Genomic DNA, 16,660 nt, shown 5'->3' with positions numbered 1-16,660 from the left:
CCGGAGGCGGCCGTCGGAAGGTTGTCGCAACCGGCCGCGGGCGTCCGTCCCCGCCGGTATCGTCCTCTCGACCCGCGCGCCGCCGTGGGCCACACGGAACTCTTCAGGGGAGCAGCACCATGACCGAACCCACCCAGGGGCACACCGACGGGTCCGCCCAGCACTACACCTATCCCGTGCCGCCCGGGGCGTCGCAGGGCGTCCCCGGTGAGGTGACCCTCGCCGACGACCCGCAGGCCGGAGCGGCGGACGGGCGCAAGCGCACCGGACTGCTCGTGGCCGGCGTCGTCACCGCCCTGGCCCTCGGCGGCGCCGGCGCGTTCGCCGTCCAGACCCTCTCCGGCGGCGGCTCCCAGCCCGCCGACGTGCTCCCCGGCGACGCCTACGCGTACGTCCGCCTCGACATCGACCCCTCGGCGGGTCAGAAGATCGCGGCCGTGCGCTTCCTCAGCACGCTGCCCCAGGTCAAGGACACCCTCGGCAGCGACGACCCGCGCAAGAAGCTGTGGGACATGGTCGCCCAGGGCTCCCCCGACGACTGCACCGCCAAGCTCGCCTACGACACCGACATCGCCCCGTGGCTCGGCGACCGGATCGGTGCCGCGGTCCGGCCCGGCGGCACCGCGAGCAGTCCCGCCTTCGCCGTCGCGATCCAGGTCAAGGACGAGGCCGCCGCCAAGGACGGCCTGACCCGGCTGCTCGCCTGCAACCGGAACGACAGGACCGACCTGCGGATGAAGGACGGCTACGCCATCATCACCCCGTCCGGGGCCGGCGACGCGACCCTCGCCGCCGCCGACAAGGGCTCCCTCGCCCAGAACTCCACCTTCACCGACGACATGAAGGCCCTGGGCGAGCAGGGCGTCATGTCGGCCTGGTTCGACATGGGGACGGGCCTCAAGCAGCTCCAGCAGCTGAGCGGAGCCTCCGCCCTCGCGACGGTCCCCGCCACCGGGTCCAAGGGCCGGGTCGCGGCGGCCCTGCGCTTCGACGCCGACTACGTCGAGCTGGCCGGAGTGGTCCGCGGCACCGACCCGACGCTGTCGGTCAAGGGCGACGGCACCGAGATGGCCTCCCTCCCGGCCGACACCCTGGCCGCCGTCACCGTCTCGGGCGCCGACCGGATCCTCGACGGGGCGTGGCCCACGCTGAAGAAGCAGATCGAGGGCCAGGGCGCCCCCAGCGGCGAGCCCGACCCGATCGGCCAGGTCGAGCAGCAGCTCGGCCTGAAGCTGCCCGACGACGTCAAGATCCTGCTGGGCCGGTCGTTCACCCTGGCGATGCCCGGTCAGGACTTCTCGTCGGACGTGCCCGTCATCGGCGCGAAGGTCGTCTCGAGCGATGCCAAGCGCGCCGACGAGCTCGTCGGTCGCCTCATGGGGGCCGCGGGCGCCGGCAGCAACGTCCTGACCCACGAGGTCGACGGGGACAAGGTCTTCGTGGCGACGACGCGCGACTACGCAGACAACCTCAAGGCCGGCGGCCGGCTCGGCGACAGCGACAGCTTCAAGCTGGCCGTGGGCGACGTGTCCAGCTCCACCGCGACGCTCTTCGTCGACCTCGACAAGGTCGACAAGCTGGCCCAGGGCCAGGTGCACGGCGAGGCCAAGACCTTCCTCGAGTCGTTGCGCGCGGTCGGCTTCAACTCGTCCTCGACCGGCAACGGGGAGGGCACCTTCACGCTCCGGGTCGTGGGCGACTGAGCTCTCGCGAGCGCCGCGAAGGGCCCCGCTCCGGCGGGGCCCTTCGTCGTCGAGCACGTCGGATCAGGCGACCTCGGCGAACCCCGTGATGCCGAAACCTGCCCCACCAGCAACGTGGATCTGGTTGCCTGAGTAGGTGATTCCGCCGATCACGGGCGAGCGGACGGACCACCACGCGGCATCGAGGTCGCTGACCTCGGTCGTGGGTTCGGCCGCCACGAGCGCTGCTGCCGCACCGACGCCGACGTGGCTCTCCATCATCGAGCCGACGATGGTGCGCAGGCCGACGTCGTGCGCCCGCCGCAGCATGTCGCGGCCGACCGCCAGCGAGCCGCACTTGGCGAGCTTGATGTTGACGAGGTCGGCGGCGTCGAGCCGGATGATCCGCTCCAGGTCGTAGGGCCCATAGCAGGACTCGTCGGCCATGACCGGCAGGCCGACGCGCTCGCGCACCCACGCCAGGCCCTCGACGTCGTCGGCGGCGACGGGCTGCTCGACGAACTCGACCCCGAGGTCGGCCACCTCGAGCGCGCGGATCACCTGCACCGCTTCCTCGCGGGTCCAGCCCTGGTTGGCGTCGAGGCGCAGGGCGACGTCGGGCCCGACGGCGTCGCGGACCGCCGCCACCCTCTGCACGTCGGTGCTCGCGTCGGTGCCGACCTTCATCTTCAGCGTCCGGAAGCCCCCGGCGACCCGGGCGCGGGCAGCGTCGGCGAGACCGTCGGCGGCGCCGGCCGAGAGGGTGACGTCGGTCGTCAGGGCGTCGCGTATGCCGTGAGCCCCCGTTGCGAGGACGGCGGCCACGCTCGTGCCCTCCGCCTGGGCGACGAGGTCGTGCAGCGCCGCGTCGAGCGCGGCCTTCGCGCCGAAGTTGCGGGCGACGGCGCGCTGGACGGCGCCGGTGGCGACTGCGAGGTCGTCTCGGCCGTCGAGGCGCAGGCCCGCGACCGCCGGCGCCAGCATCGTCTCGATGCAGGCCGTCGCACCGGCCAGGGACTCCCCCGTCACCTGCCACACCTGTGGCGCCTCGCCCCAGCCCGTGCGCCCGTCGCTGTCGGTGACCGTGACGACGACGGTGTCGGTGGTCTCGGTGCGACGCAGCGCCGTGACGAACGGGGTGTGCAGCGGCACGGACGACGTCGTCGTCGTGACGCGCGCGATGGTCGTCATGCTCGCTCCCGCGCGACGGAGAGGTCGGCGGGAGTCCCGCCCGGGTGACCGTCCACGTGGTCGTCCGGGTGGCCGTCCACGTGGTCGTCCGGGTGCTCGGCACGCCAGACGTCACGCGCGATCCCCGCCACGAGGGTGGCGGCCTCGGTCTCGTCGAGGTCGACGGTCGTGCAGACGGCGAGGACGAAGGGTGCCTCCCCCGGCGGCCGCACCAGCGCGACGTCGTGCGAGACGCCTGGGATCCAGCCGGACTTGCTCGCGGTCGGCGTCCCGGCCGGCAGACCGGCGGGAACCTGGTCGACGTGCACCTGACGGCTCAGGAGCGCCTCGACCGGCCCCAGCACGGCCTCGCCGCCGAGAGCGGGGTCGCGCCGACCGACGGCAGCCATGACGAGCCCGAGGTCGGCCGCGGTCACGGTGTTCGTGACGCCGGCCCGACGCGCGACCGCGTCCTCGATGCCGCGCCCGACGACGGTCGCCGGGGAGCACCCGACGAGGCGGAGCACGTCGGCGACCTCGGTGAGACCGACGACGTCGACGAGCAGGTTGGTCGCGATGTTGCTCGAGTGCGTGATGGCCTGCTCCGCGAGCTCACCGAGCGTCCTCGTGCCGCCGACGGCCGCCCACGTCTGCGGGTCCTGGTCGTCCGACTCGTCGAGCCCGAAGGGCGAGCCGTCGTGCACCGAGGCGAAGCGCCCCGTGACCGTGACGGGCGCAGAGAGGTCGAGCTCCCCGCGCGCCACCCGGCGGAACGCCGCGATGACGAGCGGCAGCTTCATGGTCGAGGCGGCGTAGTGCGGAGCCCGGGCGGCGTGCTCGTACCGGGGTCGGCCGTCGAGGTCGCCGAGCCAGACCGACAGCACGGTGGGGGACGGTGCGGACGGTGTCGCGGTCGCCGCGTCGAGACGTGTGTCGAGGTCCGAGAAGGGGCTGGGCACCCCAGCACGGTAGACGATCAGGCGGCGGAGGCGGACACCACGTCACCCGACGGCACGGGCAGCGCGACGGTCGGGGCGAGCCCCTCGCTCTCGGCCATCCGGCTGGAGACGTCGATGAGCACCTGCGACAGCGGTAGGGACAGGGCGCCGCAGATCGAGGCGAGCAGCTCGGAGGAGGCCTCCTTCTCGCCGCGCTCGACCTCGCTGAGGTAGCCGAGCGAGACCGAGGCCGTGGCCGAGACCTCCCGGAGGGTGCGGCCCTGGGCGCGCCGGCGCTCACGAAGGACGTCACCGAGCTCGCGTCGCAACAGTGTCGTCATGCCGTCCTCCTTCAGGTCGCTGGTGTCGGGTGGTCGGTCGCGGGGTCACCGCCGGGGTGGCCCGACAGCCCTACCGTACCCCGAGGCTCCCACGGCGGCGCAGGAGTTCGGCGCGTGGCGCCGGTCTCCTCGACCGCGAGCCGGAGCACCGCGTCGACGGTCGCAGAACGGATCTGCGCCCTGGGTCCGTTCAACTCGAGCGCGCGCGTCCGTGTTCCCGACGGCCCCGAGACGGCGACGTGCACGGTCCCCTCGGGCTTGCCCTCGGAGGGCCCGGGTCCGGCCACCCCGGTCGTCGACAGCCCCCACGTCGCACCGAGGCGACGGCGGACGCCCTCGGCCATCGCGGCCGCGACCGCAGGGTCGACGGTGCCCACCCGGGCCAGGAGGTCGGCGGGCACGCCGAGCAGCGACGCCTTGACCTCGGGGGCGTAGGCGACGACCCCGCCGAGCAGCACGGCGGAGGCCCCCGGGGTGTCGGCGACCGTCGCGGCCACGAGCCCCGCAGTCAGCGACTCGGCGCAGGCCAGGGTCTCCCCTGCGCGGGTCAGCGCGGCGACGAGCTCGGCTCCCGGCGCCAGGCCGCCGTCGCACCCATCACCCGCGGCACCCACGTCAGTCCCGCTTCGCCGTCCGCTCGGGCGGCGCCGCCGGCTGTGACCGTGACTCGCGCTGGGCGGCGCGGGCGGCGCGGCGCAGCTGGGTGCGCTCGCTCGTCTCGCGGAGCCGGGCCGCCTTGAAGACGTAGTCGACACCGCTGACGACGGTCATGACGAGGGCCGCGCCGAGCAGGACGTAGGCCACGGTCGTCAGGGCGTCTCCGAAGGGCCAGACCCACAGCGGCAGGGTGAGCGAACCGAGGGCGAGGGTCTGGAGCATCGTCTTGAGCTTGCCGCCGCGGCCCGCGGGCATGACCCCGTGCCGGATCACGACGAACCGCAGCACCGTGATGCCGATCTCGCGCACGAGGATGACGACCGTCACCCACCACCACACGACGCCGAGGAGCGACAGGCCGATGAACGCCGTGCCGGTCAGCGCCTTGTCGGCGATGGGGTCGGCGACCTTGCCGAAGTTGGTGATCTCGCCGCGGCGTCGGGCGATCTTGCCGTCGACACCGTCGGTCACGGCCGCGAGCGCGAAGACCGCCCAGGCCCAGAAGCGCCACCACGGCTCGTTGCCCCCGTCCTGGAAGAGCAGCACCGCGTAGACGGGCACGAGCAGGAAGCGCAGGACCGTCAGGGCGTTGGGCAGGTTCCAGTCGGTGGGTCGAGGGGCAGGACCCTCCCCCCGGTGGAAGGTCTGTGGCGTCATCGCGGCTCCGCGACGAGGTCGATCCCCTCGGTGCCGACGACGACGGCCGGCACGAGGTCGCCGACCTGAGGGGCCGGTGCGCCTTCGGGGACGTGGACGATGGTGACACCGTCGACGTCCGGGCCCTGGAAGTCGGCACGCCCGATGACGGTGCCCTCCGCGTCGTCGATCTCCTCGACGAGGACGAGGACCCGCTCTCCGACGCGCTCCTCGGCGCGCTGCGCGTTGAGCTCCTCGACGAGACGGGTGAAGCGGTCGAGGCGCTCGGCGACGACCTCGGGAGCCAGCTTGCCGACATACCCCTCGGCCTCGGTGCCGTCCTCGTCGGAGTAGCCGAAGACGCCGACGACGTCGAGGCGCGCCTCGGTGAGGAAGGCCTCGAGCTCGTCGAGGTCGGCCTCGGTCTCGCCGGGGAAGCCGACGATGACGTTGCAGCGGATGCCGGCCTCGGGGGCGTCGGCACGCACGCGGGCCAGCAGGTCGAGGAAGGCCTCCCGCGAGCCGAAGCGGCGCATCGAGCGCAGCAGCGGCTCGGACGCGTGCTGGAAGGAGATGTCGTAGTAGGGCACGACGCCGGGGATGTCGGCCATGGCGCGCAGCAGGCCGGGGCGGATCTCGGCCGGCTGGAGGTAGGACACGCGGACACGCTCGATGCCCTCGATCGCGGTCAGCTCGGGGAGCAGCTTCTCGAGCAGGCCGAGGTCACCGAGGTCCTTGCCGTAGGAGGTCGAGTTCTCCGAGACGAGGAAGAGCTCCTTGACGCCCTGCTGCGCGAGCCAGCGGCCCTCGGCGACGATGTCGGCGGGGCGGCGCGAGAGGAAGGCGCCGCGGAACATCGGGATGGCGCAGAACGAGCAGCGGCGGTCGCAGCCCGACGCGATCTTGAGCGGCGCCCACGGGCGGCCGTCGAGGCGGGCCCGGATGACCCGGGGGCCGGAGGCAGGGGTCGGGACGTCGTCGTCGGCGAGGTCCGGGCGGCCGTCACCGTGGCCGGGCAGCGCGACGGTGGCAGATCCCTCCTGCCGCTTCGCGGGCGTCAGCGGGAGCAGCGTCCGGCGGTCGCCCGGGGTGTGGCTCTCGACGTGGCCGCCGGCGAGGATCGTCTGCAGGTGCGCGCTCATGTCGCGGTAGGAGTCGAAGCCGAGCACCGCGTCGGCCTCCGGCAGCTGGTCGGCGAGCTCCTTGCCGTACCGCTCCGCGAGACAGCCGACGGCCACGACCTTCTGGGTGCGGCTGCCCTCGCCCTTGAGGTCGGAGGCCTCGAGCAGGGCGTCGATGGAGTCCTTCTTGGCCTGCTCGACGAAACCGCAGGTGTTGACGACGGCGACGTCCGCCTCGGACGCGTCGTCGACGAGACGCCACCCCTCGGCGAGCAGCCGTCCGGCCAGCTCCTCGGAGTCGACCTCGTTGCGCGTGCACCCGAGGGTGACGAGTGCGACGCTTCTGTCGGCGCTCGGGTGGGGAGGGGTCATGCGTCCACTCTAGATGGCGGGGTGTTCAATGGCCGACATGCTCGGAACCGCCCCCCACGGCAGCGACGACCTCCTGGCGCGGGCGCGCGCGCTGCTGGCCCGGCACCCGCTCGTCGACGGGCACAACGACCTCCCGTGGGAGGCGCGGGAACAGACCCGCTACGACTTCGAGGCCCTCGACGTCGGCGAGCGCCTCACGACGACCCAGACCGACCTTCCCCGGCTGGCCGAGGGAGGGGTCGGCGCCCAGTTCTGGTCGGTCTTCGTGCCGAGCACGCTCCAGGGCGACTCCGCCGTCGTGGCCACGCTGGAGCAGGTCGACGGCGTGCACCGGATGATCGGGTCGTATGCCGACCGACTGGCTCTCGCCCGCACCGCCGACGAGATCGAGCGGGCCACCGCGACGGGACGGATCGCCTCGCTGCTCGGCGCCGAGGGCGGTCACTCCATCGGGTCCTCGCTCGGGACGCTGCGCCTGCTGCACGTCCTCGGCGTGCGCTACCTGACGCTGACGCACAACGACAACACGCCGTGGGCCGACTCGGCCACCGACGTCCCGGTGGTCGGCGGCCTCAGCGAGTTCGGTCGCGAGGTCGTCCGGGAGATGAACCGGCTCGGCATGATGGTCGACCTCAGCCACGTGGCCGCCACGACGATGCGCGACGCGCTCGAGGCGACCGACGCCCCGGTCATCTTCAGCCACTCCTCGGCCCTGGCCCTGTGCGACACCCCGCGCAACGTGCCCGACGACGTGCTCGCGGCGCTGCCGGCCAACGGCGGCGTGTGCATGGTGACCTTCGTGCCCGAGTTCGTCTCCCCCGCGACCGCAGCGTGGCGCGTCGAGGCCGCCGCGGCCGCAGCCGTCGTCGGCGTCGAGGCCCGCGACTGGGAGGCGTTCGGCCGCTTCACCGCCGGCTGGCAGCGCGAGCACCCGAAGCCCGACGCGACGATCGGGCAGGTCGTCGCCCACCTCGAGCACGTGCGCGAGGTCGCCGGCATCGACCACGTCGGCATCGGCGGTGACTACGACGGCACCGACACCTTCCCCGTCGGCCTCGAGGACGTCAGCGGCTACCCGAGGCTCGTCGCCGCGCTGCTCGAGCGCTCGTGGTCCGAGGCCGACGTCGCCCGGCTCGTGCGGGGCAACACGCTCCGCGTCATGCGCGACGTCGAGGCGGTCGCCCGCGACCTCCAGACGACCCGCTCCCCCAGCCTCAAGACGTTCGCAGAGCTCGACGACACCCGCTGAGCACGACCGGCGGGACCCGGGCACACGGCATACGCCATCGGTGGGGGCAGCCCGCTACTGCCGGAACCGGGCGATGGTGAGCCCGACGAGTCGGGCCACGACGAGCGCGACGTAGAGCATGCCGGCGATCTGCTGGAGCAGCACGAAGGCACGGGCGTGCGGCTCGACGGCGATGATGTCGGACAGGCCCGTCGAGGTCATCGTCGTGATCGAGAGGTAGAGCAGCTCGAACCACGTGCGCGTGCCCGGGGCCGCCACGCCGTAGATGGTGAACGAGTGGGGCCACAGGATCTGGACGGCCACGTAGAGGTAGGCGAAACCCCACGCCACGACGGTGAAGGTGGCCCCCGTCGCGTAGAGCTCGTCGCGGGTGACCCAGTTGTCGGCGAACATGTACCGGAGCAGGCCGTAGCCGGTGTAGAGGTAGAAGAGCGCGTGCAGCAGGGCGCTCCAGAAGGCGATCGTCTCGTTGTCGGCCCACACCGCCTCGGCGACCGTCAGCAGCACGACGGGGCCGCCGAGCACGGCCGCCACCCACGTCAGGGCCGGCGTCGCGCGCACCGCCCGCACCGCGAGGAAGAGCACGACGAGGCCGATGAGGCCGAAGATCGCCCGACCCGTCTCGCGCACGTCGCCCGCACGCGTCTCGACGAACGGGTAGGCGACGAGCGCCGCCAGCTGGGCGAAGAGGAGCAACGCGCACGGCAGCTCGGAGACCTTGCGGCGCAAGCGGTCCAGCCGTGACGGGGGGCCCGCACGACGCGGCGATGACGGCCAGAGCTCCAGCGACGCACTCACGTCCCGGACTCTAGTGGCGCCCCCGTCAAGAACGCGTCAAGAGGCGTCAGCACGCGGTCAACGGCCGTGGGGAGGGGCGTCCCCCGGACCTAGGAAGGAGGCATGTTCACCAACGTCCTCCTGCTCGTGGTCGGGGTCGCCGTGCTGGCCTACCTCGTCCACGTCCTGCTCCACGCGGACCGCTTCTGATGAGCGACACCGCCAGCGGCCTGCTCACCATCGCCGTCCTCGTCGCCGCCCTCGCCGCCGTCCACGTGCCCCTCGGGACGTGGATGGCGCGGGTCTTCACCGACACCGACCGGGGCCACTGGCGCGTCGAGCGCCTCGTCTACCGCCTGTGCCGCGTCGACCCCGCGTCGGAGCAGCGGTGGACGACGTACGCCGTCGCCGTCCTCGGCTTCTCCGTCGTCGGGATCGTGCTGCTCTTCGCCCTCATCGCCCTGCAGGGCGTGCTGCCGCTCGACCGCGGGGCCGCGATGAACCTCGACACCGCGCTCAACACCGCCGTCTCCTTCGTGACGAACACGAACTGGCAGTCGTATGCCGGTGAGGCCGGCACGTCGCCCCTCGTGCAGACCCTGGGGCTGACCGTCCAGAACTTCGTCTCGCCGGCCGTGGGTCTGGCCGTGGCCGTCGCGCTCGTGCGCGGGCTGGCACGGTCGAGCGGGTCGGCGGTCGGCAACTTCTGGGTCGACCTCGTGCGCGGCACCGTCCGGGTGCTCCTGCCGCTCGCGGCCGTGGCTGCTGTCGTGCTGCTCCTGGGCGGCGTCATCCAGAACCTCTCGGCGCCGACCACGGTGCCGACGGTGTCGGGCGGCTCGCAGGTGCTCCAGGGCGGCCTCGTCGCCTCGCAGGAGGCGATCAAGGAGCTGGGGACCAACGGCGGTGGCTACTTCAACGCGAACTCGGCCCACCCCTTCGAGAACCCCAACGCGTTCACAAACCTGCTGGAGATCTTCCTGCTGCTCGTCATCCCGTTCTCGCTGCCGCGCACCTACGGCGTCCTCGTCGGCGACCGCCGGCAGGGCTGGGCCGTGCTCGGCTTCATGGCGACCCTGTGGGGCCTCATGGTCGCCGCGGTGACCTGGGCCGAGGTGAGTGCCGCCGGCGGCCGGCTCGGCGGGCTCGAGGGCAAGGAGCTGCGCTTCGGCGTCTGGCCCTCGGCGCTCTTCGCCGCGAGCACGACGGGGACCTCGACGGGGGCCGTGAACTCGATGCACGAGAGCTTCAGCCCGCTCGGCGGGGGCGGCGTGCTCTTCTCGATGCTGCTCGGCGAGGTGTCGCCCGGAGGCGTGGGGTCGGGGCTCTACGGCGCCCTGCTGCTCGCCGTCCTCACGGTCTTCATCTCCGGGCTCATGGTCGGGCGCACGCCCGAGCTGCTCGGCAAGCAGGTCGGGCGCCGCGAGATCACGCTGACCGCGCTCGCGCTGCTCGTCATGCCGGCCCTCGTCCTCGTCTTCACCGGCATCGGGATGGTCGCACCCCTCGTCTCCTCGCAGATGCTGGCCACGGGGCCGCACGGGCTGACCGAGGTGATGTACGCGTACGCCTCGGCCGCCAACAACAACGGGAGCGCGTTCGCCGGCTTCTCGGCGGACACGCCCTACGTCAACCTCACGTTGGCCCTGTGCATGTTCCTCGGACGCTTCGTGCCGATCGTGCTCGTGCTCGCCCTCGCCGGTTCTCTCGTGACACAACGACGCCGGCCCGTCAACGCCGGCACCCTGCCCACCCACACACCCACGTTCGCAGCCCTCTTCGTCGGGGTGGCGGTCATCGTCACCGGACTCACCTTCTTCCCGGCACTGGCGCTCGGTCCCCTCGCGGAGGCACTGTCATGACCCACTCGATGTCGCTCACGCTCCTGGCGCGGCAGCTCGTCGCGACCTTCCCGGAGGCGGTGCGCAAGCTCGACCCCCGCCACGTGTGGCGCAGCCCCGTCGTCTTCGTCGTCTGGGTCGGATCGCTCGTGACGACGGTCGTCGCCGTCACCGACCCGTCGTGGTTCGCCTGGAGCATCACGCTGTGGCTCTGGGCCACCGTCCTCTTCGCCAACATGGCCGAGGCCGTGGCCGAGGGTCGGGGCAAGGCCCAGGCCGCGACGCTGCGCGCGGCCCGCACGACGACGACCGCGCAGCGCCGAGCGGTGGACGGCTCCCTGACGACCGTCGCCGCCTCGGACCTCATGGTCGGTGACCTCGTGGTCGTGCGCCCGGGTGAGGTCGTCCCCGGCGACGGCGACGTCGTCGAGGGCATGGCCACGGTGGACGAGTCGGCCATCACCGGCGAGTCGGCCCCCGTGATCCGCGAGTCCGGCGGCGACCGGTGCGCCGTCACCGGTGGCACGACCGTGCTCTCCGACGGCATCACGGTGCGCATCACGACGAAGCCCGGCGAGACGTTCATCGACCGTATGATCGCCCTCGTCGAAGGGGCCGCCCGGCAGAAGACGCCGAACGAGATCGCCCTGACCATCCTGCTCACGACCCTGACGATCATCTTCGTCCTCGCCGTCATGGCCATCCAGCCCCTCGCCGTCTACTCGGGCCACGAGCAGTCGGTCGTGGTCCTCGTGGCCCTGCTCGTGTGCCTCATCCCCACGACGATCGGCGCGCTGCTCTCGGCCATCGGCATCGCCGGCATGGACCGGCTCGTGCAGCACAACGTGCTGGCCATGTCGGGCCGCGCCGTCGAGGCGGCCGGCGACGTGTCGACCCTGCTGCTCGACAAGACCGGCACCATCACGTTCGGCAACCGGCGGGCGACCGAGCTGCTGTCAGCGCCCCGACCGGACGACGTGGAGCTCGTCGAGGCGGCCTACCTCTCGTCGCTGGCGGACGAGACGCCGGAGGGCCGCTCGATCGTCGATCTCGCGGCCACCGGGCTGCCCGACGGGACGCGGGCGCGGCTGGACGGCGTACGCCGCGACGGCGCCACCTTCGTGGAGTTCACGGCGCAGACGCGCATGTCCGGCGCGGACCTCTGCGACGGCACCGCCGTCCGCAAGGGCGCGTCGGACGCGGTCTGCAGGTGGGTCGCCCGCCACGGTGGTCAGGTGCCGCCGGAGGTGCTCACCATGGTCGACACGATCGCGCGTGCGGGCGGCACACCCCTCGTCGTCGCCACCGCCCGACCCGGCGAACAGCCGCGGGCGCTCGGGGTCGTGCACCTCAAGGACGTCGTCAAGCCCGGCATGAAGGAGCGCTTCGGCCAGCTGCGGGCCATGGGCATCCGCACCGTCATGATCACCGGGGACAACCCCCTCACCGCGACCTCCATCGCGGCTGAGGCCGGCGTCGACGACTTCCTCGCCGAGGCGACGCCCGAGGACAAGATGGCCCTCATCAAGAAGGAGCAGGAGGGCGGCCGGCTGGTCGCCATGACGGGCGACGGCACCAACGACGCACCGGCCCTGGCCCAGTCCGACGTCGGGGTCGCGATGAACACCGGCACCTCCGCGGCCAAGGAGGCGGCCAACATGGTCGACCTCGACTCCGACCCCACCAAGCTCATCGACATCGTCTCGATCGGCAAGCAGCTGCTCATCACGCGCGGCGCCCTGACGACGTTCTCGATCGCCAACGACATCGCCAAGTACTTCGCGATCATCCCGGCCATGTTCGTCGTGCTCTTCCCCGGCCTCGACGCGCTCAACGTCATGGGCCTGGCGACACCGAAGTCGGCCATGCTCTCGGCGGTCATCTTCAACGCGCTCATCATCGTCGCGTTGATTCCCCTGTCGCTGAGGGGGGTTCGCTACCGGCCCGCCGGCAGCACGGCCCTGCTGCGACGCAACCTCCTCGTCTACGGCGTCGGCGGCGTCATCGCGCCGTTCATCGGCATCAAGCTGATCGACCTCGTCGTGAGCCACCTTCCCGGAATGATGTGAGGCAGAGATGAACAACGTCGTCAAGCAGTCGCTGGCCGGACTGAGGGCCATGCTGGTGCTCACCGTGCTGCTCGGGGTGCTCTACCCCGCCGCGGTCTGGGGGGTCGGCCAGGTCGTGGCACGTGACCAGGCCGCCGGGTCGCTCGTCTCCTACGGCGGCAAGGTCGTCGGCTCGAGCCTCGTCGGGCAGCAGTGGAAGGGCGGCGAGTGGTTCCACTCGCGGCCCTCGGCGAGCGACTATGCCGGCGCCACGAGCGGCGGCACCAACCTGGGCCCCGGCCCCGCTCTCGATGCCACGGTGGCCGAGCGCGCCGCGGCCGCGGGGCTCGACATCGCCTCCGCGCCCGCGGACGCGCTGACCGCCTCGGGCAGCGGGCTCGACCCGCACATCTCGCCGGCGTATGCCGCAGCCCAGGTCGAGCGCGTCGCCGCCGCCCGCGGTCTCGACGTCGGGCAGGTGCGCTCGCTCGTCGTGGCGCACACGCAGGGGCGCACGGCCGGCTTCCTCGGTCAGCCGCGGGTCGACGTCCTCGAGCTCAACCTCGCTCTCGCGCGCCTCGCGGCGTCGAGCGCCGGGTGACCTGAGAGGATCGGGACATGGGGCGTGGCTCGCTGCGGATCTACCTCGGCGCGGCGCCGGGAGTCGGCAAGACCGTCGCCATGCTCGACGAGGCGCACCGCCGGCTCGAGCGGGGCACCGACGTGGTCGTCGGCCTCGTCGAGACGCACGGACGGGCCCACACCGAGGCGTTCGTCGAGGGACTCGAGGTCCTGCCCCGCCGCCAGGTCGAGCACCGCGGCAGCCACCTCTCCGAGCTCGACGTCGAGGCCGTCCTCGAGCGCCGTCCGGGGGTCGTCCTCGTCGACGAGCTCGCCCACACCAACGTCGGCGAGGGCGGGCACGAGAAGAGGTGGCAGGACGTCGAGGAGATCCTCGAGGCCGGCATCGACGTCATCTCGACGGTCAACATCCAGCACCTCGAGTCGCTCAACGACGTCGTCGAGTCCATCACCGGCATCCGCCAGCAGGAGACCGTGCCCGACGAGGTGGTGCGGCGCGCCGACCAGGTGCAGCTCGTCGACATGTCGCCGGAGGCCCTGCGACGACGGATGGCGCACGGCAACATCTACGGCCCCGAAAAGGTCGACGCCGCGCTCGCCAACTACTTCCGCACGGGCAACCTCTCGGCGCTGCGCGAGATCGCCCTGCTCTGGCTCGCCGACCGGGTGGACGAGGCGCTCGAGCGCTACCGGGCCGACCAGGGCATCGACGCCCAGTGGCCGGCCCGGGAGCGTGTCGTCGTCGCCCTCACCGGTGGCGCCGGCAGCGAGACCCTGCTGCGGCGCGGTGCCCGGATCGCGACCCGGGCCGCCGGGGGCGACCTCATCGCCTGCCACGTCCGCTCCGCCGACGGCCTGGCGTCGACCGATCCCGTCGTGCTCGAGCGACTGAGACGTCTGGCCCGTGACCTCGGCGCCGAGTTCCACGACGTCTCGGGACACGACGTCGCCGACGCGATCCTCGACCACGCGCGCGGCGTCAACGCGACGCAGATCGTCGTCGGCGTCAGCCGGCGCAGCCGCTGGCAGCAGACCTTGCGTCCCAGCATCGCCTCCGAGGTGGCCGACGGCTCGGGCGACATCGACGTGCACCTCGTGCCGCACGAGGGCTCACGCGTGGGTCACCGTCGACCCCGCGCCACCGGTCTCCCGCTCCGCAGGGTCGTCACCGGGCTGCTGCTCGCGGTCGTCGCCCTCGTGGCCCTGACCGGCGTGCTCGTCGCGACGCGCGAGGGCCACACGCTCTCGCTCGACCTGCTGCTCTACCTGGCCCTCACCGTCGTGTGCGCCCTCGTCGGCGGCATCTGGCCCGCGCTCTTCTGCGCCGTCGTCGGGTCGCTCGTCGTCAACTGGTTCTTCACCGAGCCGCGCGGGACGCTGACGATCAGCGACCCGCCGAACGCCCTGGCCCTCGCCGTCTTCGTCCTCGTCGCCATGGCGGTGTCGTCGGTCGTCAACGTCGCGGCCCGCCGGACCGAGCAGGCCGTCTCGGCCGAGCGCGAGTCGTCGGCGCTGGCGGCCATGAGCCGCGACCTGCTCGCCGAGCCGCGGCCGCTGCCGGCCCTGCTCGTCCGGGCCCGCGACGACCTCGGGATGCGCGCGGCCGTGCTCTCCGAGGCCCGACCCGACCAGCCCTCTAGGGTCATCGCCTCCACCGACCCGGCCCTGCCCACCGGCAGCCTGCTCCCTGCGGGGGCGACGTGGGCGCTCGACGTCACCGTCGAGGACGGACTGCACCTGCTCCTCGACGGACCACCGGTGGCCGCCGAGGACCAGCGGGTCGTCGGGGTCTACGCGGCGCACGCCTCGATCCTGCGCGGGCGTGAGCAGCTCGTCCGGGCCGCGCGGGAGGCCGCCGGTCTCGCCCGCGACAACGCCGCGAGAACGACCCTGCTCGCCGCCGTCTCGCACGACCTCCGCACACCCCTGGCCAGCATCAAGGCGGGCGTGTCGACGCTGCGGCAGTCGGGCCTCGCCCTGTCGACCGAGGACGAGGCCGAGCTGCTCGAGTCGGTCGAGGAGAGTGCCGACCGCCTCGACGCCCTCATCGGCAACCTGCTCGACCTCTCGCGCCTCGAGACCGGAGCGGTCCGGGCCCACCACCACTCCATCGACCTGCTCGACGCCGTGGTGTCGACGGTGCGCACCACCTCGGCCCCCGAGCGCGTCGAGATCGCCCTCGAGCCCGACCTCCCCCTCGTCCGGGCCGACCTCGGGCTCCTCGATCGCGTGCTCGCCAACATCGTCGAGAACGCCCTGCGGCACAGCGGCGACGCCGACGTGCGCATCACCGCCGGCCGCATCGGCGCGACGGTGCAGCTGCGCGTCATCGACCGTGGACCGGGCGTGGCCGACCCGGACAAGGAGCGGATCTTCGCCGCCTTCCAGCGAGCGGGCGACGCACCCCAGGGAGACGGCCTCGGTCTGGGCCTCGCGGTCGCCCGCGGGCTGATGACCGTCATGGGAGGCTCACTCGTGCCCGAGGACACCCCCGGCGGTGGCCTGACCATGGTCATCGAGCTGCCACTGACCCCGGCTGCCGCCCACCCCACCGCCCAGGAGGACGCGTGACACGAGTGCTCGTCGTCGACGACGACCCCCGGCTCCAGCGCACCCTGGCCATCGCGCTGCGCGCCCACGGCAACGAGGTCGTCACCGCCGCCGACGGTCGCACGGCGGTGCAGTCGGTGAGCGAGGACGCCCCGGACCTCGTCATCCTCGACCTCGGCCTGCCCGACATCGACGGCACCGAGGTGCTCCGCCGCATCCGGGCGACGTCCGTCGTGCCGGTCATCGTCCTGTCGGCCCGGCACGAGTCCGACGACAAGATCGAGGCGCTCGACCTCGGGGCCGACGACTACGTGACCAAGCCCTTCGGGGTGGAGGAGCTGCTCGCCCGGGTGCGAGCTGCGGTGCGTCGCGGCAGCGATCTCGGCCGCCAGCTCGGTCCCGTCGTCACCGGTCACTTCGCCCTCGACTTCGCAGAGCGGCGGGCCACCGTGGAGGGCGAGGAGGTCCGGCTCACACCGACCGAGTGGCGACTGCTCGAGGCGCTGTGCCGCGAGCCGGGACACCTCGTGCAGCAGCAGGACCTGCTGCGTGCGGTGTGGGGCCCGTCGTACGGCAGGGAGTCGAACTACCTGCGCGTCTACGCCAACCAGCTGCGCCGCAAGCTCGAGCCCGACCCGGCCAACCCCCGCCACCTCGTCACCGAGCCCGGGCTCGGCTACCGCTTCAACCCCTGAG

At 72.7% G+C, this 16,660-nt stretch carries 15 protein-coding genes; 8 read left to right on the top strand and 7 right to left on the bottom strand.

Going from position 1 to position 16,660, the window contains the following annotated elements:
* The first annotated feature begins 119 nt into the window (after positions 1 to 119).
* Complete coding sequence (locus TAE01_RS12900) at positions 120 to 1,703, top strand: DUF3352 domain-containing protein (RefSeq protein WP_147067067.1); 1,584 nt, start codon at positions 120 to 122, stop codon at positions 1,701 to 1,703.
* A 63-nt stretch (positions 1,704 to 1,766) separates the two neighbouring features.
* Here the strand turns inward: TAE01_RS12900 and TAE01_RS12895 are convergent, their stop codons facing one another.
* Genes TAE01_RS12895 through rimO form a run of 6 tightly spaced genes read right to left on the bottom strand, consistent with a single transcriptional unit; the run spans position 1,767 to position 6,917 of the window.
* On the bottom strand, positions 1,767 to 2,873 hold the full coding sequence (locus TAE01_RS12895; RefSeq protein WP_147067065.1) for a dipeptide epimerase: 1,107 nt from the start codon (positions 2,871 to 2,873) through the stop codon (positions 1,767 to 1,769).
* Positions 2,870 to 3,811 carry a serine hydrolase gene (locus tag TAE01_RS12890; protein ID WP_147067063.1) on the bottom strand — a complete coding sequence of 314 codons (942 nt, stop codon included), beginning with the start codon at positions 3,809 to 3,811 and terminating at the stop codon, positions 2,870 to 2,872. The genes TAE01_RS12895 and TAE01_RS12890 overlap by 4 nt, the downstream gene beginning before the upstream one ends.
* A gap of 17 nt (positions 3,812 to 3,828) precedes the next feature.
* Positions 3,829 to 4,131: a helix-turn-helix domain-containing protein gene (locus tag TAE01_RS12885; protein ID WP_030146525.1), complete on the bottom strand. Its 303-nt coding sequence runs from the start codon at positions 4,129 to 4,131 to the stop codon at positions 3,829 to 3,831.
* Positions 4,132 to 4,142: 11 nt separating this feature from the next.
* Positions 4,143 to 4,745, bottom strand: a complete 603-nt coding sequence (locus TAE01_RS12880) for a CinA family protein (protein ID WP_307723843.1) — start codon at positions 4,743 to 4,745, stop codon at positions 4,143 to 4,145.
* A gap of 1 nt (position 4,746) precedes the next feature.
* Positions 4,747 to 5,445 (bottom strand): CDP-diacylglycerol--glycerol-3-phosphate 3-phosphatidyltransferase, encoded by a 699-nt coding sequence (gene pgsA, locus TAE01_RS12875; protein ID WP_147067061.1) that lies wholly within the window; start codon positions 5,443 to 5,445, stop codon positions 4,747 to 4,749.
* Positions 5,442 to 6,917 (bottom strand): 30S ribosomal protein S12 methylthiotransferase RimO, encoded by a 1,476-nt coding sequence (gene rimO / locus TAE01_RS12870; protein ID WP_147067059.1) that lies wholly within the window; start codon positions 6,915 to 6,917, stop codon positions 5,442 to 5,444. The genes pgsA and rimO overlap by 4 nt, the downstream gene beginning before the upstream one ends.
* A 28-nt stretch (positions 6,918 to 6,945) precedes the next feature.
* On the opposite strand from rimO, the gene TAE01_RS12865 reads away from it, so the two are divergent.
* The gene (locus TAE01_RS12865; protein ID WP_147067056.1) at positions 6,946 to 8,166 is read left to right on the top strand and encodes a dipeptidase; all 1,221 of its coding nucleotides are present in this window, start codon (positions 6,946 to 6,948) and stop codon (positions 8,164 to 8,166) included.
* 54 nt (positions 8,167 to 8,220) lie between these two features.
* Here TAE01_RS12865 and TAE01_RS12860 read toward each other — a convergent pair whose 3' ends face one another.
* Positions 8,221 to 8,964 carry an ion channel gene (locus tag TAE01_RS12860; protein ID WP_147067054.1) on the bottom strand — a complete coding sequence of 248 codons (744 nt, stop codon included), beginning with the start codon at positions 8,962 to 8,964 and terminating at the stop codon, positions 8,221 to 8,223.
* A 102-nt stretch (positions 8,965 to 9,066) separates the two neighbouring features.
* Here TAE01_RS12860 and TAE01_RS21200 point away from each other — a divergent pair, with 102 nt between their 5' ends.
* The 6 genes from TAE01_RS21200 to TAE01_RS12830 are packed head-to-tail and all read left to right on the top strand — an operon-like array spanning position 9,067 to position 16,659.
* The gene (locus tag TAE01_RS21200) at positions 9,067 to 9,153 is read left to right on the top strand and encodes a potassium-transporting ATPase subunit F (RefSeq protein ID WP_142178494.1); all 87 of its coding nucleotides are present in this window, start codon (positions 9,067 to 9,069) and stop codon (positions 9,151 to 9,153) included.
* The gene (kdpA, locus tag TAE01_RS12850; RefSeq protein WP_147067052.1) at positions 9,153 to 10,805 is read left to right on the top strand and encodes a potassium-transporting ATPase subunit KdpA; all 1,653 of its coding nucleotides are present in this window, start codon (positions 9,153 to 9,155) and stop codon (positions 10,803 to 10,805) included. Before TAE01_RS21200 ends, kdpA begins: the two co-directional genes overlap by 1 nt.
* Positions 10,802 to 12,853, top strand: coding sequence for a potassium-transporting ATPase subunit KdpB (gene kdpB, locus TAE01_RS12845; protein WP_147067050.1), 2,052 nt, complete (start codon positions 10,802 to 10,804; stop codon positions 12,851 to 12,853). Before kdpA ends, kdpB begins: the two co-directional genes overlap by 4 nt.
* Before the next feature lie 7 nt (positions 12,854 to 12,860).
* Entirely contained in the window at positions 12,861 to 13,433 is a 573-nt protein-coding gene (kdpC, locus tag TAE01_RS12840; RefSeq protein WP_147067048.1) for a potassium-transporting ATPase subunit KdpC, read from the top strand.
* A gap of 17 nt (positions 13,434 to 13,450) precedes the next feature.
* Positions 13,451 to 15,985, top strand: a complete 2,535-nt coding sequence (locus TAE01_RS12835) for a DUF4118 domain-containing protein (protein ID WP_147067046.1) — start codon at positions 13,451 to 13,453, stop codon at positions 15,983 to 15,985.
* A complete protein-coding gene (locus tag TAE01_RS12830) occupies positions 15,982 to 16,659 on the top strand; it encodes a response regulator transcription factor (RefSeq protein WP_147067044.1) in 678 nt (225 codons plus the stop codon). Before TAE01_RS12835 ends, TAE01_RS12830 begins: the two co-directional genes overlap by 4 nt.
* The last annotated feature ends 1 nt before the right edge of the window (position 16,660 follow it).

Origin of the sequence: Terrabacter aerolatus (genome assembly GCF_007991735.1) — a bacterium.
In the GTDB taxonomy this organism is placed as follows: domain Bacteria; phylum Actinomycetota; class Actinomycetes; order Actinomycetales; family Dermatophilaceae; genus Terrabacter; species Terrabacter aerolatus.
This window is presented reverse-complemented; position numbering and strand designations above follow the sequence as displayed.

Coding starts and splice junctions, on each gene's coding strand:
- TAE01_RS12900 (WP_147067067.1), top strand. CDS start 120: ATGACCGAACCCACCCAGGGGCACACCGACGGGTCCGCCCAGCACTAC.
- TAE01_RS12885 (WP_030146525.1), bottom strand. CDS start 4,131: ATGACGACACTGTTGCGACGCGAGCTCGGTGACGTCCTTCGTGAGCGC.
- pgsA (WP_147067061.1), bottom strand. CDS start 5,445: ATGACGCCACAGACCTTCCACCGGGGGGAGGGTCCTGCCCCTCGACCC.
- kdpB (WP_147067050.1), top strand. CDS start 10,802: ATGACCCACTCGATGTCGCTCACGCTCCTGGCGCGGCAGCTCGTCGCG.
- kdpA (WP_147067052.1), top strand. CDS start 9,153: ATGAGCGACACCGCCAGCGGCCTGCTCACCATCGCCGTCCTCGTCGCC.
- rimO (WP_147067059.1), bottom strand. CDS start 6,917: ATGACCCCTCCCCACCCGAGCGCCGACAGAAGCGTCGCACTCGTCACC.
- TAE01_RS12895 (WP_147067065.1), bottom strand. CDS start 2,873: ATGACGACCATCGCGCGCGTCACGACGACGACGTCGTCCGTGCCGCTG.
- TAE01_RS12865 (WP_147067056.1), top strand. CDS start 6,946: ATGGCCGACATGCTCGGAACCGCCCCCCACGGCAGCGACGACCTCCTG.
- TAE01_RS21200 (WP_142178494.1), top strand. CDS start 9,067: ATGTTCACCAACGTCCTCCTGCTCGTGGTCGGGGTCGCCGTGCTGGCC.
- TAE01_RS12835 (WP_147067046.1), top strand. CDS start 13,451: ATGGGGCGTGGCTCGCTGCGGATCTACCTCGGCGCGGCGCCGGGAGTC.
- kdpC (WP_147067048.1), top strand. CDS start 12,861: ATGAACAACGTCGTCAAGCAGTCGCTGGCCGGACTGAGGGCCATGCTG.